This window comes from Amycolatopsis sp. NBC_00438 (assembly GCF_036026695.1).
Lineage (GTDB): Bacteria > Actinomycetota > Actinomycetes > Mycobacteriales > Pseudonocardiaceae > Amycolatopsis.
Genome location: NZ_CP107923.1, coordinates 1,685,380 through 1,708,201, shown reverse-complemented (window position 1 = coordinate 1,708,201; position 22,822 = coordinate 1,685,380). Strand labels below are relative to the sequence as shown.

The 22,822-nt window shown below is 72.5% G+C and carries 22 protein-coding genes; 10 read left to right on the top strand and 12 right to left on the bottom strand.

Annotated features, from left to right (window positions below; genetic code table 11):
• Nucleotides 1-98: 98 nt before the first annotated feature.
• Nucleotides 99-1,229: an FAD-dependent oxidoreductase gene (locus tag OG494_RS08195; protein WP_328453530.1), complete on the bottom strand. Its 1,131-nt coding sequence runs from the start codon at nucleotides 1,227-1,229 to the stop codon at nucleotides 99-101.
• A gap of 88 nt (nucleotides 1,230-1,317) precedes the next feature.
• Between OG494_RS08195 and OG494_RS08190 the strand changes: the two genes are divergently transcribed.
• The gene (locus OG494_RS08190) at nucleotides 1,318-2,013 is read left to right on the top strand and encodes a TetR/AcrR family transcriptional regulator (RefSeq protein ID WP_328453528.1); all 696 of its coding nucleotides are present in this window, start codon (nucleotides 1,318-1,320) and stop codon (nucleotides 2,011-2,013) included.
• A gap of 369 nt (nucleotides 2,014-2,382) precedes the next feature.
• Here the strand turns inward: OG494_RS08190 and OG494_RS08185 are convergent, their stop codons facing one another.
• Nucleotides 2,383-2,850, bottom strand: a complete 468-nt coding sequence (locus OG494_RS08185; protein WP_328453525.1) for a MarR family winged helix-turn-helix transcriptional regulator — start codon at nucleotides 2,848-2,850, stop codon at nucleotides 2,383-2,385.
• Between the two features lie 83 nt (nucleotides 2,851-2,933).
• On the opposite strand from OG494_RS08185, the gene OG494_RS08180 reads away from it, so the two are divergent.
• The 6 genes from OG494_RS08180 to OG494_RS08155 all read left to right on the top strand — a co-directional run bounded on the left by OG494_RS08180 (nucleotide 2,934) and on the right by OG494_RS08155 (nucleotide 6,207).
• Nucleotides 2,934-3,527, top strand: coding sequence for an NADPH-dependent F420 reductase (locus OG494_RS08180; RefSeq protein WP_328453523.1), 594 nt, complete (start codon nucleotides 2,934-2,936; stop codon nucleotides 3,525-3,527).
• 125 nt (nucleotides 3,528-3,652) lie between these two features.
• Nucleotides 3,653-4,090 (top strand): ATP-binding protein, encoded by a 438-nt coding sequence (locus OG494_RS08175; RefSeq protein ID WP_328453521.1) that lies wholly within the window; start codon nucleotides 3,653-3,655, stop codon nucleotides 4,088-4,090.
• 64 nt (nucleotides 4,091-4,154) lie between these two features.
• Nucleotides 4,155-4,526 (top strand): STAS domain-containing protein, encoded by a 372-nt coding sequence (locus OG494_RS08170; RefSeq protein WP_328453519.1) that lies wholly within the window; start codon nucleotides 4,155-4,157, stop codon nucleotides 4,524-4,526.
• Nucleotides 4,527-4,615: 89 nt separating this feature from the next.
• The gene (locus tag OG494_RS08165; RefSeq protein ID WP_328453517.1) at nucleotides 4,616-4,825 is read left to right on the top strand and encodes a DUF2188 domain-containing protein; all 210 of its coding nucleotides are present in this window, start codon (nucleotides 4,616-4,618) and stop codon (nucleotides 4,823-4,825) included.
• 67 nt (nucleotides 4,826-4,892) lie between these two features.
• Entirely contained in the window at nucleotides 4,893-5,057 is a 165-nt protein-coding gene (locus tag OG494_RS08160) for a DUF2188 domain-containing protein (RefSeq protein WP_328453515.1), read from the top strand.
• A gap of 151 nt (nucleotides 5,058-5,208) precedes the next feature.
• A complete protein-coding gene (locus OG494_RS08155) occupies nucleotides 5,209-6,207 on the top strand; it encodes an esterase/lipase family protein (RefSeq protein ID WP_328453513.1) in 999 nt (332 codons plus the stop codon).
• Nucleotides 6,208-6,258: 51 nt separating this feature from the next.
• Here the strand turns inward: OG494_RS08155 and OG494_RS08150 are convergent, their stop codons facing one another.
• Nucleotides 6,259-6,738, bottom strand: coding sequence for a hemerythrin domain-containing protein (locus OG494_RS08150; RefSeq protein ID WP_328453511.1), 480 nt, complete (start codon nucleotides 6,736-6,738; stop codon nucleotides 6,259-6,261).
• Between the two features lie 61 nt (nucleotides 6,739-6,799).
• On the bottom strand, nucleotides 6,800-7,990 hold the full coding sequence (locus tag OG494_RS08145; RefSeq protein ID WP_328453509.1) for a zinc-dependent alcohol dehydrogenase: 1,191 nt from the start codon (nucleotides 7,988-7,990) through the stop codon (nucleotides 6,800-6,802).
• A gap of 192 nt (nucleotides 7,991-8,182) precedes the next feature.
• Here OG494_RS08145 and OG494_RS08140 point away from each other — a divergent pair, with 192 nt between their 5' ends.
• Complete coding sequence (locus tag OG494_RS08140) at nucleotides 8,183-8,590, top strand: ATP-binding protein (RefSeq protein WP_328453507.1); 408 nt, start codon at nucleotides 8,183-8,185, stop codon at nucleotides 8,588-8,590.
• 71 nt (nucleotides 8,591-8,661) lie between these two features.
• Here OG494_RS08140 and OG494_RS08135 read toward each other — a convergent pair whose 3' ends face one another.
• Nucleotides 8,662-9,081, bottom strand: coding sequence for an STAS domain-containing protein (locus OG494_RS08135; protein WP_328453505.1), 420 nt, complete (start codon nucleotides 9,079-9,081; stop codon nucleotides 8,662-8,664).
• 278 nt (nucleotides 9,082-9,359) lie between these two features.
• Nucleotides 9,360-9,836: a MarR family winged helix-turn-helix transcriptional regulator gene (locus tag OG494_RS08130; RefSeq protein WP_328453504.1), complete on the bottom strand. Its 477-nt coding sequence runs from the start codon at nucleotides 9,834-9,836 to the stop codon at nucleotides 9,360-9,362.
• A gap of 72 nt (nucleotides 9,837-9,908) precedes the next feature.
• On the opposite strand from OG494_RS08130, the gene OG494_RS08125 reads away from it, so the two are divergent.
• A complete protein-coding gene (locus tag OG494_RS08125; protein ID WP_328453502.1) occupies nucleotides 9,909-11,162 on the top strand; it encodes an MFS transporter in 1,254 nt (417 codons plus the stop codon).
• A 4-nt stretch (nucleotides 11,163-11,166) separates the two neighbouring features.
• Here OG494_RS08125 and OG494_RS08120 read toward each other — a convergent pair whose 3' ends face one another.
• From OG494_RS08120 to OG494_RS08105, 4 genes are all read right to left on the bottom strand, one after another.
• Nucleotides 11,167-12,924 carry an SGNH/GDSL hydrolase family protein gene (locus tag OG494_RS08120; RefSeq protein ID WP_328453500.1) on the bottom strand — a complete coding sequence of 586 codons (1,758 nt, stop codon included), beginning with the start codon at nucleotides 12,922-12,924 and terminating at the stop codon, nucleotides 11,167-11,169.
• Between the two features lie 12 nt (nucleotides 12,925-12,936).
• Nucleotides 12,937-16,137 (bottom strand): family 78 glycoside hydrolase catalytic domain, encoded by a 3,201-nt coding sequence (locus OG494_RS08115; RefSeq protein WP_328453498.1) that lies wholly within the window; start codon nucleotides 16,135-16,137, stop codon nucleotides 12,937-12,939.
• 158 nt (nucleotides 16,138-16,295) lie between these two features.
• On the bottom strand, nucleotides 16,296-17,189 hold the full coding sequence (locus tag OG494_RS08110; RefSeq protein WP_328453496.1) for a TIGR03619 family F420-dependent LLM class oxidoreductase: 894 nt from the start codon (nucleotides 17,187-17,189) through the stop codon (nucleotides 16,296-16,298).
• Between the two features lie 175 nt (nucleotides 17,190-17,364).
• On the bottom strand, nucleotides 17,365-20,052 hold the full coding sequence (locus OG494_RS08105; protein WP_328453494.1) for a LuxR family transcriptional regulator: 2,688 nt from the start codon (nucleotides 20,050-20,052) through the stop codon (nucleotides 17,365-17,367).
• A gap of 142 nt (nucleotides 20,053-20,194) precedes the next feature.
• Here OG494_RS08105 and OG494_RS08100 point away from each other — a divergent pair, with 142 nt between their 5' ends.
• Nucleotides 20,195-20,611: a hypothetical protein gene (locus OG494_RS08100; RefSeq protein WP_328453492.1), complete on the top strand. Its 417-nt coding sequence runs from the start codon at nucleotides 20,195-20,197 to the stop codon at nucleotides 20,609-20,611.
• Nucleotides 20,612-20,617: 6 nt separating this feature from the next.
• On the opposite strand, the gene OG494_RS08095 is transcribed toward OG494_RS08100, so the two are convergent.
• Nucleotides 20,618-22,099 carry a glycosyltransferase family 39 protein gene (locus OG494_RS08095; protein WP_328453490.1) on the bottom strand — a complete coding sequence of 494 codons (1,482 nt, stop codon included), beginning with the start codon at nucleotides 22,097-22,099 and terminating at the stop codon, nucleotides 20,618-20,620.
• Nucleotides 22,083-22,805, bottom strand: a complete 723-nt coding sequence (locus OG494_RS08090; protein WP_328453488.1) for a TetR/AcrR family transcriptional regulator — start codon at nucleotides 22,803-22,805, stop codon at nucleotides 22,083-22,085. The genes OG494_RS08095 and OG494_RS08090 overlap by 17 nt, the downstream gene beginning before the upstream one ends.
• Nucleotides 22,806-22,822: the final 17 nt, after the last annotated feature.

The window sequence follows — 22,822 nt, the reverse complement described above, 5'->3', positions numbered from 1 at the left end:
GGCGACGCGGGTCGTCGGCGCCGGGAGCCAGCCAGGTAACTAACCTTACTGCTCATTTTTAGAGGTTAGGTGCCAGGAGGCCGGCTTGTCAACTTCGGCTAGGCCGGCTCCTGCCCGGTCAGCAGCCCGATGAGGCTGTGCGGTGTCTTCTCGCCGAAGCACAGTTCGAAGTCGCGGGCCGCCTCGGCGGACTCCTCGGCACTGCGCGGGAACAGCGTCCGCTCGTAGTCGGCGAGCGCGGCTTCGACGTCGCCGGGGTGCGCGGCGAGGGCCTGGCCGAGCTCGGCGCCGTCGAGCATGGCCAGGTTGGCGCCTTCACCGTTCGGGACCGACAGGTGGGCGGCGTCGCCGAGCAGGGTCACCCCCGGCACCCGGTCCCAGCGGTGCCCGATCGGCAGGGTGTTGAGCGGGCGCAGCATCGGCGGGGTCTCGCCGTCGGTGATCAGCGCGGTGAGCTCCGGGGCCCAGCCCTCGAACTCCCGCGCGATCCGCTCGGTGGCCGCGGTGGCGTCGGTGAAGTCGATGGCGGCGAACCACTCCGGCGACTGCGCCAGCATCACGTAGGTGTGCAGGTTGCCGCCGCTTTCCCGGTGCGCCTGGATCCCCCGGCCCGGCTCGGGCGCGGACATCGCGCCGGCGCCGACCGCCTTCGCGGCGGCCGGGTGCCGGGTGTCGCCGTCGAACAGGTACGTCTCGACGAACGACGTCCCGACGTACTCGGGTGTCGCGTCCGAGAGCAGCGACCGCACCCGGGACCACGCGCCGTCCGCGCCGACCAGCAGACTCGTGACGACGGTGGTGCCGTCGCCGAAGGTCACCTCGTGCCGTCCGCCACCGAGGGCGCGGACGCCGCCGACCTTGTGCCCCCACCGGACGGTGCCGTCCGGGAGCGAGTCGAGCAGGACTTGCCGCAGTTCGCCGCGCAGCACTTCCGGCCGGCCGCCGGTGCCGTCGTCGGGTTCGTCGAGCAGGACGGTCCCGTTCCGGTCCAGGATCCGCGTCGCCTCGCGGCCCTCCAGGACCAAGCCGCGGAATTCGTCGGTCAGGCCGGCGGCCTCGAGGGCGACCTGGCCGTTGTGTTCGTGGATGTCGAGCATCCCGCCCTGGGTGCGGGCGGCCGGCGACGCCTCGGCCTCGTAGACCGTGGCCGGGATGCCGTGGACGTGCAGGACGCGGGCGAGGGTGAGGCCGCCGAGACCGGCGCCGATGATCGTGACCTGAGAGTTCATGGTGACTCCTCCGGGTTCGAGGCCGTCCAGCCTCACTGGAACGTCGTTCCATCTTGGAACGCCATTCCAGATGTGTCAAACTGGAGGCATGGCCACACGGACGCGCCGGGCCCAGCGGCGCACAGAAGCGCTCTCCCGCGAGCGCATCGTCGAAGCCGCTGTCGAGGTGCTCGACGCGGCCGGCGAAGGAGGGTTGACGTTCCGGGTGCTGACCGAGCGCCTCGCCACCGGCGCCGGTGCCATCTACTGGCACGTGGCGAACAAGGGCGAGCTGCTGGCCGCCGCGACCGAGGCCGTCGTCACCCTGGCCATGGCACCCGGGAAGCCCCTGGACTCACCGGAGGACGAGGTCCGCGCCGTCGCCCTCGGCCTGTTCGAGGCGATCGACGAACACCCGTGGCTCGCCGTGCAGCTCTCGACCCAGTCCGCCCAGGGGCTCCGGGGGTCGGTGACCCCGCGGATCTTCGAGAGCCTCGGCCGGCAGGTCCGCGCGCTGGGCGCACCCGAGAGCAGCTGGTTCACCGCGACGTCCGCGCTGGTGCACTACATCTTCGGCGCCGCCGGCCAGAACGCCGCCAACACCGCGAGCGGGCGCGCCCTCGGCCCCGGCATGGACCGGGCCGGATTCCTCGACGCCGTGTCGACGGCGTGGGAACAGCTCGACCCCGGCGAGTATCCGTTCAGCCGGGCCGTCGCGGCGCAGATGCGCGAGCACGACGACCGGGAGCAGTTCCTCGCCGGGGTCGACCTGATCCTCGCCGGCATCATCGGGCTGGCCGGGTAGGGCGGCGCCTTCGTCGCCGAAATCCCGCCCCGCTCGTCGACGTCGCCGTGGATCACGTCGACCGCGCCCGGCCGGCGCGAACTGACCACGCACATGTTGGTGCACAACGGGATCCGCACCGGTGATCCTGCTGATCAGGTCCCAGCAGGCGACGTCGAGCGCGGTCAGCGCCGCAGCCGTGGAAGAACGGCACCATGTGGTGGCGCCGGTGGAACGGCTCCGGCGCGAACGGGCTCGTGCCCACCAGTTCGGCGCCGAGCGCACCAGTTCCGCGACCGGGCGGCCCCACATGGTCTCGTCCCGGCCTTCGACGCCGGTCAACCACCCGCCGGCGGCGTCCCCGACCTCACCGGGCGATACCGCTCGCCGTCACCGGCGGTCCAGGGCCGCGAGGCGGTCGCGGACCTTCTCGCCGATGGTGCCGAGCGTCTCCAGCTCCGCCTCGGTGAGCTGGTCGATGAACGCGTCCCGGACGTCGGCCACGTGCTGCGGGGCCGCGGCCCTGATCAGGTCCGCGCCTCGCGGGGTGCTGACGACGACCGCCCCGCGCTGGTCGGTGGCGCACCGCTCGCGCGTCACCAGCCCGCGGTGCTGCATCCGGCCCAGGTGCTGGGACAGGCGGCTCTTCTCCCAGCGCAGCAGCTCGCCGAGTTCGAACGACCGCAACCGGCCTTCCGGCGCCTCGGAAAGGTGGGCCAGCACCTGGTAGTCGGCCCCGGACAGCCCGCAGCGGGTCCGCAGCTGCCGCTCGATGAACTCCGAGAGGCCGTCCTGCATCGCCATCAGGCCACGCCAGGCCCGCTCTTCCCGCTCGTCCAGCCACCGCGCGTCCGCCATGACCGGGACCCTACCGCTTGGTTGACATGTGAACCAGTTGCGGCCTACGTTTGGTTCACACGTTAACCAAATCGGGAGGCACCATGACCACACGTCCGGCGATCATCGGCAGCGGGAACATCGGCTCGGCCTTGGCCCGGCTGTTCGCCCGGGCCGGCGTCGAGGTGAGCATCGCCAACACCCGCGGGCCGGAATCGCTGCCGTCGTTCGGCTCCGGCGTGCACGCGGTGACGCTGGAAGAGGCGCTGGAGAGCGATGTCCTCTTCCTGGCGATCCCGTTCACCGCGGTCGAGCGGTTCGGCAAGTCCCGGCCGGACTGGACCGGCAAGACCGTCGTCGACACCACGAACGCCTACTACACACCGAACGCCGAGGAGATCCTGCGAGGCCGGCTGTCCACCCACTACACCGCCGAGCAGCTGCCCGGCGCCGAGGTCGTCAAGGCCTTCAACCAGCTGCCGTCCGAGACCCTCGCGGCCGAACCCGGCCCGGGGCCGGGTAAGCGGGTGGTCTTCCTCGCGACCGACTCCCCGGCCGCGGGCGACCGGATGGCGGACCTCGCCGTCGCCCTCGGCTTCGCCGCGGTGCAGCTGGGCCGGATCGACGAAGGCGGCCGCCTGATCCAGGCGCAGAACGCCCTCGTGCTGCGCAACTTCGTCGAGCAGCCGCTGCGCTGAACACGACGCTCCGATGGCCGCGGCGGGTGCCGATCCCGGGCGCGGGTAACCTGCCTGGAGGATACGACCGCCCAGGCAGGTTCCTGACCTCTGGGGACAGGCCCTCGGGAGGAGTCGTTTTGCCGGTGACCTGGGCTCGAGACGACCAGGCCGGCTGGCAGATCCTGGACGTGACCGGCCGCGACCGGGCCGACTCGGCGTCCGCGCGGCACTGGGCCGAAGCCCGGCTCGCCACGCTGGGCGAAGCGCACCGCCTCGACGTGCTCATGGTGATCGGCGAACTGCTCGACAACGCCTACCAGCACGCCGAGGGCCCCACTCAGGTCCGGCTCCACCGGCTCGCCGACCCCTGCGAGATCACCGTGGCCGTCGCCGACACCAGCGGCAGTTCGCCGCGGGTGCGCGTCCCCGACGACCACGGCGGCCGCGGGCTGGTGCTCGTCGACCAGCTGTGTCTCGCCTGGGGCGCGAGCTACCACGACGACGGCAAGGTCGTGTGGGGCCGCCTCGGCTGCGCGGCACCCGGCTTCCCCTGCCCGAAGGGCGGGGACGGCCCGGGTTAGGCCCTTGGTATCGACCGCCGGACCTGGTGGGATGGAACCGGCCACGCGAGCGGAGGGAGCTGCCATGGAGACGCCGCGCCCGGAGGGCACCGGCCCCGCGAACGACCTGCTCACGGTGACCAGGCAGAGCGCCGGTGACGGCGACGTGAGCGTGCGGGCGGCCGGCGAGGTCGACGCCTCGACCAGCCCCGTCCTGGAAGACACGCTGACCGCGGAGCTCGCCGGCGGCCCGCGCCGGCTGACGCTCGACCTCGACTCCGTGACCTTCTTCAGCTCCGCCGGCATCTCGACGCTGATGACCGTGCAGCTGCGCTGCGCCGACCGGGGAACGACGTTCGTGGTGCTCGCACCGCGCCGGGTCCGGCGGGTGATCGGCCTCGCCGGGATCGACCGGGTCGTGACCGTGCTCGACTCGGGCACCCCCGGCGACACCTGAGCCATCGATGGGCGGCACCGCGTTTGTGCCGCACCGGGAAGGGCACCCACCCCGGGTAGGACGGCCCACCCACCGTGAAAGGCGTCGGCGTGACCCGGGGAGACGTGCACACGTACTACGAAGACGGACTGTGGAAGAACCGGATCGAAGGCGGTGTCCGCGCCTCGAACACCTCGGTGCGCCGCAGCGACGCGCTGTCGTTCGGGCGCACGATGGCGCGCCGGAAACGGGTCACGCATTTCGTCCACGACGCCGCGGGAGACGTCGAAGAACGGAAAACGTACGGACCGAGTTCCTGACGGACGATTTCAGTGTCCATCAAGGACGATGAAACGGCCTGGGCCCGAGTTCCCCGGACGGACCACCGTGTTCCATCACACCTTGCTGCTGCAGTCCGAAGCCAAACCCGACAAGCCCGACGCCGTCACAGCCGGCCGGCAGCTGGCGGTCAAACGCGCCACGGCGCACCTCATCCACCCGAAGGACGGGAAAGTGGGCGAACGCCGGACGTACCCGTGCGCCCGGTCCTGACTTTCGAGCTTCGCCGCCCGGCGCCCTGCTGCGGCAGTGCGTCGGACGTCACCCCGGCGCTTCGGGTCCGGCCGCGTAGCGGGCGTCCCGGCGGGTAGTCCCCCACCTGAGGTCAGCCGGTCCTGCGGCGGCGAAGCACGGAAGAAGCACCATGACGAAAACGGCCGCTTCGGCGCTGCACGACCTGCTGGGCCGGGTCCCCGCGCAGCTGCCGGCGTTCCTCGCGTGGCGGAGCTGGGCCGGTTCGGTGCTCGAGTCCTCGGCGGGGCACTACGCCACCGGGGTCGCCCACGGGATGTTCGGCGCGAGCCCGGCCGCGCCCGGCCGGGACGCCATGACCGTCCGGGCGGACCGGAGGCCGGTCGAGGTCGATCGCCGGGCGCTCGCCGCGGCCTTCCCGGCCGCGACCGGCCGTGTGGTGGTCTTCCTGCACGGCCTGGTCGAAACCGAGCGCGGCTGGTTCCGCGGCGCGTCACCCGGCGCCGACTTCGGGACGCGGCTGGCCGCCGACGTCGGCGGCACTCCGGTGTACCTGCGGTACAACTCGGGCCGCCACGTCTGGGAGAACGGCCGGGATCTCGTCGCGCTGCTGTCCCGGCTCGTCGCCGCGTGGCCGGTCCCCGTCACCGACATCGTCCTCATCGGACACTCCATGGGCGGCCTGGTCGCGCGAAGCGCGCTGTACCAAGCACAAGAACAGGGTTCGCCGTGGCTCCCCCGCGTGACGCGCCTGGTGTGCCTGGGCACGCCGCACCGCGGCGCGCCGCTCGAACGCCACGTCGCCCGGCTCGCGGGCCTGCTCGGCCGCTCGGCCGCGGCTGCGCCCCTGGCCCGGTTGCTCGCGCTGCGCAGCGACGGCATCCAGGACCTCGGGTACGGCCACGTCCACCACGCGCAACGGGAGACCGGCGCCACCTGGCGGCCGGAACCCGGCCCGGGGACGGGCATCCGCCGGTTGTTCGTGTCCGCGACACTCTCGCGCACCCGGGACAGCACGTGGGGCCGGCTCTTCGGCGACCTGCTCGTGACCCCGATCGAGCGCGCCGACCTGACCGAGGACGCCGACATCGTCTGGCTCGGCGGCCTGAACCACTTCGCGCTGCTGCACGAGAACGTCGTCTACGAGGCGCTGCTCGGCTGGCTGCGGTGACGGGACCGGCCCGGACGCGAAGGGCGTCCGGGCCGGTCCACGCGAGGCACGTCAGGCGTGCGCGCTGCGGATCTTCAGCGGGTCCTTGGGGGCCTTCGGCCGGATGTCGAGCATGGTCAGCCCGATCTCCTGCAACCGCTTGCGCCCCAACGCCTTGCGCACCTCCGGGAACCACTCTTCCTCTTCTTCTTCGACGTGGTGGCGCACGCTTTCGGTGAGCACGGTGACCTTCGCGTCGAAGGTTTCGTCCTTCGGGTCGAGCGTCCGCAGCTCGGCCATCAGCCACACCATCACGTGGTGCTCTTCCACGCTTTCCAGCACGTGGTCGCGGGTTTCCGGAACGGCTTCCCGGGCGACGGGGTAGAAGATCTCTTCTTCGATGTAGGTGTGGGTGGTGAGCTCTTCGATCATCGCGTCGACGAGCTTCCGCTTCTCCTTGAAGGCCTGCTCGCCCGCCTTCTCGAACTGCTTGAACAGCCTTTCGACTGTCTTGTGATCGTCCTTGAGCATCACGATCGCGTCGGTCGACACGGGCAGCCTCCTTCGTCCCCCGGCGGGTACCCGCCGGGGGACGGCCCAACCGGCGTCCCGATCAGGACACCGGCTGCAGCAGGATCTTCTGGACGCCGTCGAGCTTCTTCTGGAACATGTCGTACGCCCGGGGCGCGTCCGACAGCGGCAACTTGTGCGTGGCGAACCCTTCGACGCCGAGCGGGTCGCCGTCGCCGGTCAGCACCGGCATGATGTCGTCGATCCAGTGGCGCACGTTCGCCTGGCCCATCCGCAGCTGCAGCTGCTTGTCGAACATGTCCATCAGCGGCAGCGGGTCGACCATGCCGCCGTACACCCCGGACAGCGAGATCGTGCCGCCGCGGCGCACGCTGTCGATGGCGGCGTAGACGACGCTCAGCCGGTCGATGCCGGCCTTCTCGGTGATCTTCGCGCCGATCGGCTGCGGCAGCATCGCGACCAGGTTGTGGGCGAGCTTGCCCACCGGGGCGCCGTGCGCCTCCATGCCGACGGCGTCGATCACCGAGTCGGCGCCGCGGCCGCCGGTCAGCTGCCGGATCGCGTCGCCGATGACCTTGTGGTCGCGGGTGTCGATCGCGGTGGCGCCGTGTTCGCGCGCCCGGGCGAGCCGTTCCGGCACGAGGTCGACGCCGATGACCTGGCCGGCGCCGCGGTGGCGGGCGATCCGGCAGGCCATCTGCCCGATCGGGCCGAGGCCGAACACCACGACCGTGCCGTCGCGAGGGACGTTCGCGTACTCGACGGCCTGCCAGGCGGTCGGGACGACGTCGGACAGGTAGACGAACCGCTCGTCCGGCGGGCCGTCCGGGACCTTGATCGGCCCGTACTGCGCCTGCGGGACCCGCAGGTACTCGGCCTGCCCGCCGGGTACCTGGCCGTAGAGCTTGGTGTACCCGAGCAATGCGGCGCCCTTGCCCTGATCGGTGACCTGGGTGGTCTCGCACTGCGACTGCAGCCCACGGTCGCACATCCAGCAGTGGCCGCAGGAGATGTTGAACGGGACCACCACGCGGTCACCCGGCTTCAGGCCGGTCACCTCGGCCCCGACCTCCTCGACCACGCCCATCGGCTCGTGGCCCAGGATGTCGCCCTCGGTCATGAACGCCCCGAGCACTTCGTACAGGTGCAGGTCGGAGCCGCAGATGCCGCTGGAGGTGATCCGCACGATCGCGTCGGTGGGTTCTTCGAGCTTCGGATCCGGCACTTCTTCGACGCGGACGTCACGCTTGCCGTGCCAGGTCACTGCCTTCATGGGACTCCTCTGCGAGTACGGACTACCCGGTTTCCCGCGAAGGGAAGGCACAAACCCGGTTCAGCCGGTCGGGGCGCCGGCGAAAAGGAGCGCGAGTCACGGGTAAGCCCGGCGGCTCGGGGTACCTACCGGAGAACGACGTCGGCCACATTTGCTCCCCGGCGTGGCGGACGTCTGCGTGAGGAGTTGTTCATGCCGGTGACCTGGCGCGAAACCGATCGGACCGGGTGGCAGGTCCTGGACCTGACCGGCCACGATCTCGCCGACCTCTCCGCGGCCCGGCGGTGGACCGAAGCGAGGCTCGCGAGCCTCGGCGAAGCGCACCGCGTCGACACCATGCTGGTCGTCGGGGAGCTGCTCGATAACGCCTACCACCACGCGACCGGGCCGATCCAGCTGCGGCTCCACCAGGTCCAGGACCCGTGCGAGGTCGCGGTGGCCGTCGCCGATCACGGCGACGGCGTGCCGCACCTGCGCACCCCGGCCCACGACGGCGGCCGCGGGCTGGTGCTGGTCGACCGGATCTGCCGGGACTGGGGAGTGGACGACGACGAGGACGGCAAGACCGTCTGGGGCCGGGTCCCCTGCACGGAACCCTGACCGGCCGGTGTCACGCGTCCGAGGTTCGACGACCGCGGCTCGGTAGTGCGCCCGCTACCGGTGCGCGACGGTCAGCAGTCCGGCGCCGGCTCGGTCAGCCGCGGCAGCAACGCCAGCCACGACAGCGCCTCGGCGACGTCGCGGTACACCGGCAGCACCCGCTCCAGCCCCAGCGCGGTCAGCGGGCGCAACACCGAACGCTGCTCGGTGACGATCACGAACGCGACACCGGCGGCGTGCGCGTCGGCGGCGGCCTTCACCAGCACGGTCAGCGCTCGCGCCGCGCAGAAGGTGACCGCCGCGGCGTCGACCACGAGCACCGGCGGGCGGGGGGCGAGCTCGCGGTCGAGCGACTCGGCGAGCGCGTCGACGACGGAGGCGTCGAGCTCACCGGCCACGGCCAGCACCGTGGCCTCGGCCGAGGCCGACACGTCGAACGGCGTCACCGACGCGAACGTGCCGCGATGACGAGGCGGCGGAACAGCGGGCATGACGGGTGGCCTCCTTCTTCACCGTGAGGCCAAACCGCGGCGTGCACCAGTCCAGTCCCACGCCGGCCCCGGACGGGGATCACGGGTGTGGGGTGCGGCGGCTCCCGGTTGAACCGCTGCACCCACGACGGTACAACCGATTCACAATCGATGCAGTACCCGGGCCCCGTTCGCCGATCCCGCACGCGACGCACTCAGCCGGCGTTCATGCAACGGTTCTGCGACGACTCAGCCCTTGACCTGCGACGCGAGCAGCGTGACGGTTCGCGGCGGATCCCTCAGGACACGTCGTCGTCGGACGCGGAGAGCCGGCCGGCGACGTGGTCGCGGAGCCGGCCCAGTGTGTCGAGCAGAGCGTTTCGTTCGGAGTCACCGAGGATGCCGAAGGTGTGTTCGGCGTGCGCGTCGTGCAGCGCCTTGATCTCGGCGAGGTGTTCGCGGCCCTTCGCGGTGATCTCGAGCCGGGTCGACCGGCGGTCGCCGGGGTCGCCGTAGCGGCGTAACAGTCCTTCGGCCTCCAGACCGTCCACCAGGGATGTGATGGACCGGCCGGTGACGCCGAGCCGGTCCTTGAGCTCGCCCATCCGCGGCGCGCCGGCTTCGTCGACGGCGAGCATCAGCAGCACCCGGGACGTCGACCAGCCGCGTTGCTGGTAGGGCTGCCCGGCGAACCGCCGCAGCGCGTGGGTGGTGCGCATGAGCGCGTCGGCCAGTTGCGCGCCCGACGGCGGCGGACCTGCTTTCTCGCTTGACACGCGCCCAGGGTACCCGCAAACCTCATATAAGAAATTGACACTATCCGGGTTGAAACTGCTTCTGGAGCGTGGATGGGCATCGCCGGATCGAGCACGAGTGTGTGGCAGAGCCGCAACTACCGGCTGCAGATCGCCGGCGCGGTCATCTCGGCGCTGGGCACGGCCGCCGCGCCGGTCGCGATGGCGTTCGCGATCATCTACGCGGGCGGCTCGGGCACGGCGGTGGGCCTGGTGTCCGCGGCGGGCACGGTGCCGGCGGTGCTGTTCTTCGCGATCGGCGGCGTGGTGGCCGACCGGCTGCCGCGGCACCTGGTCATCGTGGCCGCGAACCTGGTCAGCGCGGTCGCGCAGGCCCTGTTCGCGCTGGTGGTCTTCATGGAGTCGGTGAAGGTCTGGCAGCTGGTGATCTTCGCCGCCGGCAACGGCCTCGCCATCGCCTTCCGCATGCCCGCCACCGAGGGCCTGCTGATGCGCAGCGTGGACATGTCGAACGCGAGGAAGGCGTTCGCGATCTTCCGGACCGGCCTCAACGGCGCGCAGGTCGCCGGCGCCGCGCTCGGCGGTGTGCTGGTCGCGGGCTTCGGCCCGGGCTGGGTGCTGGCCCTCGACTCGGCCACTTTCCTCCTCGCCTCCGGGCTCGGGGTGATGATGAAGGTCGAGGGCAACCTGCGTAAGCGCACGGGCCTGAGCACCGAGCTGCGCGAAGGCTGGACCGAGTTCGCCGGCCGGCGGTGGCTGTGGAGCGTGGTGGGGCAGTTCGCCGTCGTCAACGCCCTCGGCGTCGGCGCGTTCGCCGTCCTCGGCGCGCTGGCCTCCAACGCGAAGTTCAACGGGGCGGCGGACTGGGGCTTCATTCTTTCGTGTGACGCGGTCGGCATGATCCTCGGCGGGCTGCTGATGGTGCGGCTGCGGCCGCAGCGCCTGCTGGTGTCCGGCACGTCCGCGGCGCTGCTGCTGGCGCTGCCGCTGGCCGCGTTCGCGGCCGGCGCGCCGCTGCTGGTGATCTGCGCGGCATCGCTGCTGGCCGGGGTCGGCGTGGAGATCTTCAGCGTCAACTGGATGACGACGCTGCGGCAGGAAATCCCGCACGACAAGTTCTCCCGCGTCGCGGCGTACGAAGCACTGGGCTCCTTCGGGCTCACCCCACTGGGAGCGGCCGCCGCCGGCCCGGCGGCGGACAAGATCGGCCTGGACCGCACGCTGTGGTTCGCGGCCGGCGCCATCGCGGCCGCGACGGCCGCGGTCCTCGCCGTCCCCGACGTGCGCCGGGTCCGGCGCTCAGCGGACGAAGACGGACGACTGTCCTTTCACGACAGTCCTCAGTAGACACTCACAGGGCGTCGAGCGGGATGGCCTCCGCCATGGCCCGGTAGCCCGCGTCGCCCGGGTGCAGGTGGTCGCCGGAGTCGTAGGCCGCCAGCATCGACTCCGGGTCCGCCGGGTCGCGGACCGCCGCGTCGAAGTCGACCCAGCCGTCGAACACCCCGGTGCTCGTGCGGATGAAGGTGTTCACCTGATCCCGGGCCGCCAGGTGCGCGTCGTTGCTGCACGAACAGCCCTTGATCGGCGTCAGCGTGGCGGCCAGCACCCGGATGCGGGCCGCGTGCAGCTCCGTGGCGATCTGCCTCAGGCCGGTGATGACGTCGTCGGCGCTCGCGTCGCTGTTGATGTCGTTGATGCCCTCCAGCACGATCGCGGTGCGCGCCCCGGGCTGGCCGATCAGGTCGTGGTTCAGCCGGGCGAGGCCGCTCACGCCGGCCGTGCGGCCGTCCGGGAAGCCGCTGAACGCGTCCTGCAGGATGCGGTTGCCCGCGATGCCCTCGTCGACCACCCCGGGGGTGCCGGCCTGGCCACCGGCGAGCAGGCGCCGGGCCAGGAAGTTCGGCCAGCGGCTGTTGGTGTTCGGGGTCGACGAGTAGCCGTCGGTGATCGAATCGCCGAAGGCGACGACCGTGCCAGCGGTGTCGGCGTCCGCGACGTCGATGCCGGCGAGGATCGTCCAGAAGCCGAACGTGCCCGCCGACGGGAAGTCGCCGGTGTCGGCGGTGTGGTCGCCGGTGCCGTCCGCGGTGGTGTACATGTCCTGCAGCCCGACGCTGTGCGCGGGCGCGTTCGTCACGGTCCCCCTCAGGTACAGGCTCACCAGGAGATCGGCGTCCGCGGGCACCGCGAAGGGCAGCGGGTCACTGACGGCCTGGCCACCCGCCGGCAGCGCCGCTTCCGGCTGCCCGCCGAACGTCAGGGTGACCGGCGTGCTCACCGGCGTCGCGCCCGCCTGCCGCACCGCGACCGTGGCGTGGCCGACGACCAGCGGGCCGGGATCGTAGGCGTTGTCCAGCCGGACGCGCACCTGCGAGCCGCCGCGGCTGGTGTGCTCGACCATGCGCAACGTCCGCTCGGTCCACGGTCCCGCGGCGAGACCGTCGTCGGTCGCCGCGGCCCACGTTCCCGCCCACGGTCCGGCCGCGGGCCGCACGCCGAGGGCGAACACGTGCAGGGCCGCGCCCGAGCCGATCGTGGGCAGCGTGACGGCGGTGGCCGAGGCGCCCGGGTCGAGCGGGACCGACACCGTGTACAGCTTGGCGGAGAAGGCGTTCGGCCCGCTCGGGGTGTTCCACCGCGGGAACGACACGGTCATCCGGTCACCCGGCCCGAAGTACCAGTCGGGCGCGCCGAGCCGGAAGGTCTGGACGTGCCCGTCCGCGTAGTCGATCGTCCCGGTCCCGCTGGACGCCGTGCCCGTGCTCGTCACCAGGAACGACAGCGCCGCACCGGCGAAGGAGCCTTCGATCCGCTGCCCGGCGGCGACGACGTTGTCGGGTGCGCCCGGGCTGTACGCGGGCAGCGCCAGCGGTGCGCCGTCGACGGTGATCGTGCGGCCGGGAGCCCAGCCCGCCGCGGCCAGGTCTTCGGCGACGAGACTGTGCCCGCTCCCGTCGAGGTCCGCCGCGCCCGGTTGGGCGGCCGTGCTGACCCCGACGTTGTCGAAGGCGGCGGCAAGACCCGGGTAGCTGACGGCCGCGCCGGCCGCGCCGACCGGGGTGACGAGACCGGCGGCCACCAAGGCGGCCAAGAGGATTCGCTTCACAAGCACTCCCAGTCAGTCGCAGTGGCGGGCGGTGAACGTCCAGGTGCCGGAGCCCACGGAGTACCGGTTCGCCCCCGGCAACGGCGTCGCACCCGGAGGCGCCGTCACGCCCGTACCGGGGACCGTCACCGTGCCGGTTGTGTTGGCGGGCACGGTGACGGTCAGGTCGAGCCGGCACCCGGACTGCGTCCAGGCCGAGGAGACCGGGCCGCGGACCGTGTCGATCGACGCCGACACGTGCCCGAGCCCGGCGGGAACCTGCGGCGCGAACGCGATCGCGGAGTAGCCGGGCGCGGCCGGGGTGATCCCGGCGAACTGCGTGTACAGCGCGGCGTTGACCCCCGCGAACATCGCGTGGTCGTGGGTTTCCATGCCGGACTGGTACGTCCATTGTTCCCACGGCGTCGTCGCGCCCCGGCTGATCTCGTAGCCGAACCCGGGGTAGGTCTTCTGGTCGAGCACCGTCAGCGCGACGTCGATCCGGCCGGCCCGGGCGAGCGCCTCGGGCAGGTACCGGGTGCCGAAGATGCCGGTGTCGAGGTGGCCGCCGTTCTTCGTCAGGATCGTGTCGGCGAGCTGCGCGCCGACGGCGGCGACCTTGTCCGGCGGCACGATGCCGAAGGCGAGCGGCAGGATGCTGGTCGTCTGGCGACCGTCGCCGTAGGTGGTGCCGGCCGCGTTGAGGAAGTGCGCGTTGAACGCGTCGGCGATCGACGTCGCCAATCCGGCGAAGTGGGCCGCGTCCGCGGTGTTCCCCAGTGCCCGCGCGGCTTTCGCGACGTCGCCGGCCTGCCGGAACGACAAGGCCGTGTTGACGATCGACCGCTCGCTGAAGCAGTCGCCCGCCGACGGGTTTCCCTGGCCGCCGTTGGCGTTCGGGCCGCGGTCGGGCGGGCACCAGTCGCCGAACCCGCGGTCGTCCGGCCAGATGCGGCCGGGGTAGGCGGCCGCGTTGGTGTCCACGAACGCCTTCATCTTGGGGTAGACCGCGGCGAGGCGGCCGAGGTCGCCGTACTGCTCGTAGAGCGACCAGGCGAGCTCGACCGAGCCGCCGCCCATGTCCGGCAGCTGGGCGTTGCCCGCGTCGCTGGGCAGCGCGGTGCCGGGTGGCAGGTCGAGCAGGTACTTGCCGTAGAAGCCGTCCATGCCGAAGTCGAGGACGGACGCGCCGTGGTAGGCCTGCACGTCCATGCCCGGCGGCGTCCGCTCGTCGCGGACCGGGTTGTCGGTGGGCAGGCTCATCGAGTTGTTCAGCACGGCGCGCCGGTTGTTCGCCCAGATCGTGTTCAGCAGCGGATCGGACGTCTCGACGTGCCCGGTCGCGGCGACGTCGGCGTGCGCGACGCGGCCGGTGACGCTGCCGAGGTCCGGCGTGCCCGGGAAGCCGGTGAGTTCGAGGTAGCGGAAGCCGTGGTAGGTGAACCGCGGCTCGTAGACCTGGGTCCCCGCGGCGGATCCGAGGGTGTAGGAGTCGGTCGACGCGGCGTTCCGGTTGGTGGCCGTGTCGAGCATCCCGTCGGCGCCGACCTCCTCCGCGGTGCGCATCCGCACGGTCGTCCCGGCCGGCCCGGCGACGCGGAGCTGCGCCCAGCCCGCGAAGTTCTGCCCGAAGTCGTAGACGTGGATGCCCGGGCGGGGCTGCTTCACCGACACCGCGCGCAGGGTCTGGACCACGCGGATCGGCGGCGCCGTGGTGGCGGTCAGGGTCGCGCCGGGCGCCGGGACCGTGCGCACCGCGTGCCAGGACGCGTCGTCGAAGCCGGGACGGTCCCAGCCGTTCTGCTGGAGACGCGCGTCGTAGCTCTCCCCCGCGTAGAGGTCGTTGGCCGTCACGGGGCTGTCGGACCACCGCCACGTGTCGTCGGTCGTGACGGTCCGGCGCGTCCCGTCGGTGAATGTGACGTCGAGCGCGAGGATGCCCTGTTTCGGCCCCGTCCAGCGGAAGCCGTACTGGCTGAACCGCGGGCCGTACCCGTTGCCGAGCCACAGGCCCACGGCGTTGCGCCCGGCGTGGACCTGCTGGGTGACGTCGAAGGAGTCGTAGAGGTCGCGCTGGTCGTACGGCGTGCTCGCGGGCGAGAGGACCTGGTCCCCGGTCTTCTCCCCGTTGAGGTGGAGTTCGTAGAACCCGAGGCCGTAGACGTACGCGCGCGCCGCGGCGACCGGCTTGTCCAGGACGAACTCGTGGCGCAGCAACGGCGCGTCCGGCGACTGGGCCAGCAGCACCGGATCACCTCGCGGCTCCAGCTGGCCGTCGGTGATGGTGGCGCCGGGAAACCGCGGGTCCGGGTCGGCGGTGAAGTCGTCGGAGAACAGCGGCGAGCCGTCGGGCGCGCGCACGACGATGGTGTCGTAGCGGGCGACCTCGGCCGTGCCCTGGCTGACGGAGGTCCGGAAGCCGAGGGTGCCGGTGGTCACCGCGCCGACGGTGCGGGAGTCGACCTGCGTGCCGTCGATCGAGGTGACCACGGTGTCGCCGCGGGCGTCGAGACGCAGGTGGTGCGGCGCGGTCGCGGTGGCCGGGGTGATGACCGGCGCGAGGTCGACCTCGCCGAGGAGGCTGAAGGCGCCGTGGCTCTTCACGTGCGGCCGCAGCAGCACCTTGCCCGGCGTCGTGGCCGCGTTGATCTGCCACATCAGGAAGTCGTCGGCGTCGGCGGCGCGGAAGAGGACACTCGCGGCGCCCGCCTTGATCGTGAAGTCGAGGTCGAGGGAGAAGTCCTGCCAGGCGTAGGCCCTTCCCGCGTCCGGGCTGATCCAGGCGGCGCTCCCCCAGTCCGCCGGCCCGGTCTCCCACCACGCGGGCACGGCCGGTTTTGTCACCCCGCCCCGGGAATCCCACACTTCGACGGTCCAGTAGCTCCGCTTCCCGGCCGCGCCGGCCGGACCGCGGTAGGGCACGGAAACCGAGTCGCCGCTCACGACCTTCCCGCTGTCCCAGACGTCGGCCCGGTTCTGCGCGAGCAGGCCGGGCGTGCCGGCGACGAGGATCCGGTAGGCCGTCTGCCGGGCATCGGGCCGGGTGGACCGCAGCTTCCAGCTCAGGGCCGGCGGGCCGGACGTGGCCAGCGGGTTGACAACGTTGTCGGCGCGCAGGTCGTAGGCCTCGACGCCCGCGCCGCGGTGCCCCGCGAGCGCGGAGGTGTCCACGAAGAGCGTCGAAAGCAAGGCGCACAGGAAAACGAGCGCGACTCGTGCGGGGTGACCGGACATGGACGCTCCACTCGCGGCCGCAACCGGCCGACGTCACATCTTCGCTGATTTGAAACGTTTCAAGTTATCTTATCACCGCACCTGTGACGCAGACAACCGAAACTCGCCGGGATCGCCCTGGTGGCGGCTCACCTTCGAGGTGAGCCGCCACCGGCGAGTCAGCCCTCGGCGGTCAGCTCGAGCAGCCGGCCGGTGAGGTCGAGGTGCTCGTCCACGCTTCCGGTCAGGTAGCTGATGTCGATGAACGTGTGGTCCGGCTCGAGGAGCGCGACGATCTTCACCACCGACTCGGCGATGTCCTCCGGCTCGGTCCCGGGTGCGGCGTTCACGCGCAGCGCCACGCCCAGGGCCCGCGGGTCGCGCCCGGCCTGCTCGGCGTCGGCCCGGATCTTGGCGAGGGTCGAGGTGAGCACGTCCGCGGGGAACGCCTCGGGCACCGACCAGACCGGCAGCCAGCCGTCGGCCCGCTCGGCGACCCGGCGCAGCGACTTCTCGCCGAACCCGGCCAGGTGAATCGGCGGCTTCCGGACGGGCTTGAGGCCGACGTGCGACTCCGCGATCCTGTAGCCGACACCTTCGTGGGACACGATGTCCTTGCTCCACCAGGTGTCGAGCAGGTCGAGCAGGTCGTCGAGCCGCTTGCCGCGCTCGGACATCGGGATGCCGACGGCGTCGTACTCGTCGGGCGACCAGCCGATGCCCAGCCCGGGCAGCAGCCGGCCGCCGCTGGCGACGTCGATGCTGGTCAGCAGCCGCGCGAAGTTGGCGGGCTGGTACTGCGTGGCGTTGATGGTGCTGGAACCGAGGATCGCGGTCTCGGTCACCGCCGCGGCGACGGCCAGCGCGGTGAACGGGTCCTGGGCGGTCCGGAACTCCTCGGGCATGGTCTCGTAACCCGGGTACGGCACCACCGGGCGGACCGGCGACAACAGCCGGTCGCCGACCCAGAGGCTCGCCGCCCCGGCCTGTTCGGCCGCACGCGCGTACCGCGCGATCCCGCCGGGCGTGGCCGCCGCCTTGCCGAACACCGGAAGGCTGAAACCAATGCGCATCAATGACTCCCCTGGAGAACGAACGGATCATGGAGGTCCTGATGCCACTACTACTCGCATCTGGTTGCTCGTTCAAGTATCTCGGGCGTCAATCCGGTGGGCGGCGGCCGCGAAACCGGAGATGGATTCGACAGGTTCCCGCTGCCGGTGCGGCTCCCCGCGGGACACCGGCGCGTCAGCGGTCGAGGCCCGGCTGGTTCCGCAGCTGCCGGCGGGACGTGATGCCGAGCTTGCGGAAGATGTTGCGCAAGTGGGCGTCGACGGTGCGGGGGCTGAGGAACAGCTGCGCGGCGATCTCGTTGGACGTCGCGCCGGTGGCGGCCATGCGCGCGATGTGCGTCTCCTGCATGGTGAGCTGGTCGGCCGTGCGCGCCGACCGGGCCCGGGCCGTTTCGCCGGTGGCGCGCAGCTCCTTCGCCGCGCGCTCGGCGAACGCCTCGAGCCCGGCACCCGACAGGAGTTCGTGGGCGGTGCGCAGGTGCTCGCGGCAGTCGCGCCGGCGGCCTTCGCGGCGCAGCCACTCCCCGTACAGGAGATGGGCGCGCGCCCGGTACGGGAGCAGCGGGCTCTCCCGCAGGCACTCGACGGCCTGGCGGTAGTGGTCCTCCACGCCGGTCACCACGCCCCGGGCGTACGCCGCGATGCCGAGGCCCGTGCCGGTTCCGCTGGCCTCGGTGCGTTCGGTCAACGACGCCAGGGCGGCGGCGGCTTCGCCGGGCTCACCGGCCCGGACGGCCGCCTCCACGAGCTCGGGCAGGGTCGCGCCGGCGAGGGAGAGGTCGCCGTGCGCGGTGGCTTGCCGGGCGGCGGCCAGCGCGGCCGGGTAGTCGGCCAACCCGTTGTGCAGCACGGCCGACGCCCAGTGCACGTTGGCGACCAGCTGCCCCGCGCCGCGGGCGGTCGCGGTCGCCGTGGCGGCTTCGAACAGCTGAAGGGCTTCGTCGCGGCGGCCGCGCATCGCCGCGAGGTGCAGCCGCGGGTACAGCATCGGCGGCCCGCCGACCGCGTCGGCGATCGCCTCCTCCTCGACGATGGCCGCGATCGCCGGCCCGAAGTCGCCGGTCAGCGCGCCCTGCGAGGCCACCTGGGCGAGGCCGAGCCGCAGGACGAGCGGCGAGCCCGACTCGCGGCCGGTCTTCACGAGCCACTCGGTGATCGCCGTCTGGGTGTGCGGATCCCACATCTCCGACGCGAGCATGGTCGCCAGCGCCGGGCGCCGGGTCCACATCGGAGTCTCCTCGTCGTCGAATAACTTGCGCAGCAAGGGAACTGCCGCCCGATGGTCTCCTTCGGCCACGAGCGTCAGTACGTCGAGCAGGTCCGGGGACCGCGGCACGGGCCCGGCGGACCGGGCCGCGGCCAGGACGGTGTCCAGCACGCCGCCGGGCCGGCCGACGAGCAGACCCATCTCGACCGCGTCCAGGAAGCACTCGCGCGACCGCTCCGGATCCAGGTCCGCGAGCCGCCGCGCGGCCCGCACCATGAACATCGGGCCGTCGCCGTCGTGGTGCCGCTGGAAGGCGACCTGACCGCGGAGGAGATCGACCTGCGCGTGCCGGACCTCGTCCAGCGCCGCGGGTTCGACGACCGCGAGGAGCTCCGCCGCCGCGTCGGGAGCGCCGGCGTCGAGTGCGGCCCGCGCCGCCACGATCGTCCGTTCGAGCCGCTTCCCGGCGTCCAGCGACAGCGCGGCCGCGCGCTCCAGGAAGGCCGCTGCGGCCACCACACCGCCCCGGGACCGGGCCCGCGACGCGCACCGTTCCAGCTCGGCGGCGACGTCGTCGTCGGGACCGGCGCAGGCCTGGGCGCGGTGCCAGGCCCGCCGGTCCGGGTCCCCGGCCGGGTCGGTGACCTCGGCCAGCGCCCGGTGGGCCGCGTACCGCCGGCTCGCCTCGGCGGCCTGGTAGACCGCCGAGCGCGCCAGCGGGTGGCAGAAGCGGACGCGGGTGGCGAACTCGACCAGCCCGGTGGCGGCCGCGGCCTCGCCGGCGGCCGGGACGTCGATGTCCAGCAGCCGCGCGGCCGGCCACAACAGCCCCGGATCGCCGGTCGGGTCGGCACTCGCGAGGGTGAGCAGCAGCCGGGCGCCGGCGGGCAGGTCCGCCAGCCGGGCCTGGAACCCGCGTTCGATCCGGGACGGCACGGACGACGCGTCCGGCGAAGGGAACCCGTCCGACGTCGAGAGTTCGAGCAACGCCAACGGGTTCCCGCGCGCTTCGGCCAGCAGCCGGGCGCGCACCCGCTCGTCGAGCGTCACGTGGCTCTGCGCCGCCAGCAGCTCCCGCGCCTCGGTGTCGGCCAGCCCGTCGACGACGGCCCCCGGCAGTTCGGCCAGCTCGCTCGTGCCCGGCAACCGGACCGCGAACACCATCGCGACCGGCTCGGCGCTGACGCGGCGGGCGAGGAAAGCCAGCGCCTTCGACGACGCCGAGTCCAGCCACTGCGCGTCGTCGACCACGCACAGCAGCGGACGCTCCCCCGCCGCGGCCGCCAGCAGCGCCAACGTCGCCAGGCCGACGCGGAACAGGTCCGGGACGCCGTCGGCGAGCCCGAACGCGACGCGCAGGGCGTCGCGGTGCCGGTCGGGCAGGTCGGCGAGCCGCGCCAGCACCGGCACGCACAACTGGTGCAGGGCGGCGAACGGCAGCTCCGACTCGAACTCCGCCCCGCAGGCCCGCACGACCCGGAAGCCGGCCGTCTGCCCGGCGTACTCCAGCAACGCGCTCTTGCCGATCCCCGCCTCACCACGGAAAACGAGCGCCCCGCCCGCGCCCGCCCGCGCGGCGGTCGTCAGCTCGTCGATCCGCCGGATCTCGGCGCGCCGGCCGAAGAGCGGTCCACGGGAGTCCACCGGCGTCCGCATCCCCCGGATGCTAGCGGGGCCGGGGGCCGCAGGCGACGCGGTCACCGAACCTCGCGGCGCGTTACCTAGGTGATTCCCGCCGACGCGAACGAACGCCCTCCGGTGCGACCGTGGGCATCCGTCCAGCACCCAGGAGGAACCCATGACCACCACGGACACCACGCCCGGCACCCGCGGCACGACGTCGCCCCGGGACCTGATCGGGCGCGGGCTGCTCGCCGTCGCCGCGCTCGCCACCGTCGGCGCGGCCATCCGCGGGATGGTGTACGTCGGCCGGGTGGCCGACGACCGGATCTGGATCGAAAACTGGCGCATGACCGCGTTCTGGCTGGTCGCGGGCCTGTTCGCGCTGCTCGCCTGGAAACCGCGGGCGCAGCGGGGGGTGTGGGAGGTGCTCTTCGCGCAGAAGTCCGTGCTCGTCGTCATCGCCGTGGTGCTGGGTGACGTGCCCGAAGCCGGCGAGGCCGGTTACGTCGACTTCGGCCTCGTCGTGATCCTCGTGGCTTCCTACTTCCTGTGCCGCGGCTGGCAGGGCTGGCGAAGCACGGAAACGCGCTGAATCCGCTCAGTCCAGGTGCGCCAGATCGGGCCAGAGCTGCGCCCAGGTGCCGTGCGGCTGCCGGCACAGGTACATCGCCGCGCCCTGCCGGGTCTCCTCGTCCGACAGCCCGTCCGGCAGGGTGAGCGGCGCGATCTCGGTGACCTGGGACCAGAACCGGCGCAGGTACTCGGGGGTGAACTCGCCGACGCACAACACGGTGTCGTCACCGCCCGGCGGCGGACCCCAGAACCCGTAGGCGTTGTGGCCGCTGCCCACCGGGTTGTGCAGGCCCTCGGCCGGGCCGAGAAGGCTCAGCGCGCCGGCTTCGCCGTAGTTGCCGGTGAAGATCACCGTGCCGGCCGGGTACCGGTCCGCGACCGAGACGATCTGGCGCACGTACTCGGGCCAGCCGTAGGTCTCCATCACCGTGCTGCTCAAGCCGATGCTGTTCGTGACCTTCGGCGGGAACACGGGCAGCCCGATGACGATCGCGAAGACGGCCGTGGCGGCGATCGCGATGGGCCACGACCGCCGGCCGTCGCGGGTGTCCGCCTCCGCCACCCGCACCGCGCCGGCCGCGAACAGGCCGGGCAGCATCGGGGCGGCGTAGTAGGACTTGCCCGAGGTGACGGCGATGAACACCACCGCGGTGATCGCGACCACGAGCAGCCACCGGTGCGGGCGGCCGGCCACGGCGCACAGCCGGCGCACGCCGATGACACCCAGGACGAGCAGCGGCGGGCCGGTCAGCAGCACCAGCAGTTCGGGTACCTGGGTGAGCGCGTTGCCCGCCCGGCCGGACAGCACCCCGGCCATCCGCACAGCCGGCCACGGCCAGCCGTAGGAGGCGTTCCACAGGATGTTCGGCAGCGCGATCAGCAACGCCGTCACCGCGGCCAGCCACGGCCCCGGCGTGCGCAGTACCGCGCGCCGGGTGACGACGAGGCCGAGCGCGATGCCGACGAGCAGCGCGGCGATCGTGTCCTTGTTCTCCAGGCCCAGCCCGGCGAGCAGGCCCGCGAGCAGCCACGCCGGGATCGTGCCCAGCCGCAGCGCCCGCGCCGTCGCGACCAGCACGGCGAGCCAGCACACCTGGTCGACGACGGTGGTGCCGAACAGCACCGAGGCGGCCACGAACGCCGGGCAGGCCGCCACCGCGGCGGCCGTGATGAGCTGTGCCCGGCGCCGTCCGCCGAGTTCGGCGGCGAGTTTCGCGGCCAGCAGCACACATCCGACCTCGGCCGCGATGGCCAGGATCCGCAGCGGCAGCACACCGCCGGGCAACGCGGCGGCCAGCCGCGCGAGTGCCGGGGTCAGCGGCGGCTGGTCGACGTAACCCCAGGCCGGGTGGCGGCCGGTGAGCACGTAGTAGAACTCGTCGCGGTGCCAGCCGTAGCGGGCCGCCACGGCCAGGTGGATCACCGCGACCACACCGGCGATCAGCAGGACCGGCCGCCACACCACGCCGGTTCCGGTTTCCCCGGTGTCCTCAACCTTCTGCGTCATCGTCATTTCCCCCAGGAGGTGGTGCCGGCAGGAACGCCGCCAGCAGCAGGTGGCGCACGGTGCGCCGGCAGTCGTCGTCCCCGAGCATCAGCGAGTCCGGGTCGCCGTGCCGGTGCCAGGCGAACCAGGCGACGGATTCGACGAGGAACCGCGCCGAGGTCGGCACGTCCGGGACCGGGCGCAGGTGCCCGGACCTGATCCGCCGCCGCAGGTAGTCGCCGAGCCGGTCCAGGACGACCCGCCGGCCACGCACGAAGTGCAGTTCGGCGAGTTCCGGGATGTCCCGCGCGCAGCTTTCGACCAGCGCGAGCAACCCCTGGTGGCCTTCGATGTACGCGTACAGCTCGTCGATGATCCCGCCGAGCTCCTCGGCGACCGGTCCGGTGCGCCGGCCGAGGGCGGCGTCCAGGGCCGGGAACCCGGCCGACGCCACCGACCGCGCGTCGATCCCGGCGATCCCCGCCTGCCCCGGCGAGGTCACCGGAATGCTCAGCCCGGCCAGCGTCTCCGGCTCGGCCAGCTGCAGGAAAGCCAGGTACAGCAAGGCTTCCTTACTGTCCACATAGGTGTAGAGCGCACCGTGGCTCAGACCGAGCGCGGCGGCCACGTCGGAGATCCCGGCCGCCTTGTAGCCCTTGCCGGTGAACACCCGCGCCGCGGCTGCCGCGATCTCACCCAACGGCCGCGGCTGTACCCGTCCACGCATGCGGTGAGTATTGACTG

Bases quoted from the DNA above. Each gene is read 5' to 3' on its own strand.
- OG494_RS08095 (WP_328453490.1), bottom strand. From the start codon at position 22,099: ATGACGCAGAAGGTTGAGGACACCGGGGAAACCGGAACCGGCGTGGTG.
- OG494_RS08170 (WP_328453519.1), top strand. From the start codon at position 4,155: ATGGAGACGCCGCGCCCGGAGGGCACCGGCCCCGCGAACGACCTGCTC.
- OG494_RS08190 (WP_328453528.1), top strand. From the start codon at position 1,318: ATGGCCACACGGACGCGCCGGGCCCAGCGGCGCACAGAAGCGCTCTCC.
- OG494_RS08185 (WP_328453525.1), bottom strand. From the start codon at position 2,850: ATGGCGGACGCGCGGTGGCTGGACGAGCGGGAAGAGCGGGCCTGGCGT.
- OG494_RS08115 (WP_328453498.1), bottom strand. From the start codon at position 16,137: ATGTCCGGTCACCCCGCACGAGTCGCGCTCGTTTTCCTGTGCGCCTTG.
- OG494_RS08140 (WP_328453507.1), top strand. From the start codon at position 8,183: ATGCCGGTGACCTGGCGCGAAACCGATCGGACCGGGTGGCAGGTCCTG.
- OG494_RS08110 (WP_328453496.1), bottom strand. From the start codon at position 17,189: ATGCGCATTGGTTTCAGCCTTCCGGTGTTCGGCAAGGCGGCGGCCACG.
- OG494_RS08105 (WP_328453494.1), bottom strand. From the start codon at position 20,052: ATGCGGACGCCGGTGGACTCCCGTGGACCGCTCTTCGGCCGGCGCGCC.
- OG494_RS08125 (WP_328453502.1), top strand. From the start codon at position 9,909: ATGGGCATCGCCGGATCGAGCACGAGTGTGTGGCAGAGCCGCAACTAC.
- OG494_RS08090 (WP_328453488.1), bottom strand. From the start codon at position 22,805: ATGCGTGGACGGGTACAGCCGCGGCCGTTGGGTGAGATCGCGGCAGCC.
- OG494_RS08145 (WP_328453509.1), bottom strand. From the start codon at position 7,990: ATGAAGGCAGTGACCTGGCACGGCAAGCGTGACGTCCGCGTCGAAGAA.
- OG494_RS08135 (WP_328453505.1), bottom strand. From the start codon at position 9,081: ATGCCCGCTGTTCCGCCGCCTCGTCATCGCGGCACGTTCGCGTCGGTG.
- OG494_RS08195 (WP_328453530.1), bottom strand. From the start codon at position 1,229: ATGAACTCTCAGGTCACGATCATCGGCGCCGGTCTCGGCGGCCTCACC.
- OG494_RS08180 (WP_328453523.1), top strand. From the start codon at position 2,934: ATGACCACACGTCCGGCGATCATCGGCAGCGGGAACATCGGCTCGGCC.
- OG494_RS08100 (WP_328453492.1), top strand. From the start codon at position 20,195: ATGACCACCACGGACACCACGCCCGGCACCCGCGGCACGACGTCGCCC.
- OG494_RS08155 (WP_328453513.1), top strand. From the start codon at position 5,209: ATGACGAAAACGGCCGCTTCGGCGCTGCACGACCTGCTGGGCCGGGTC.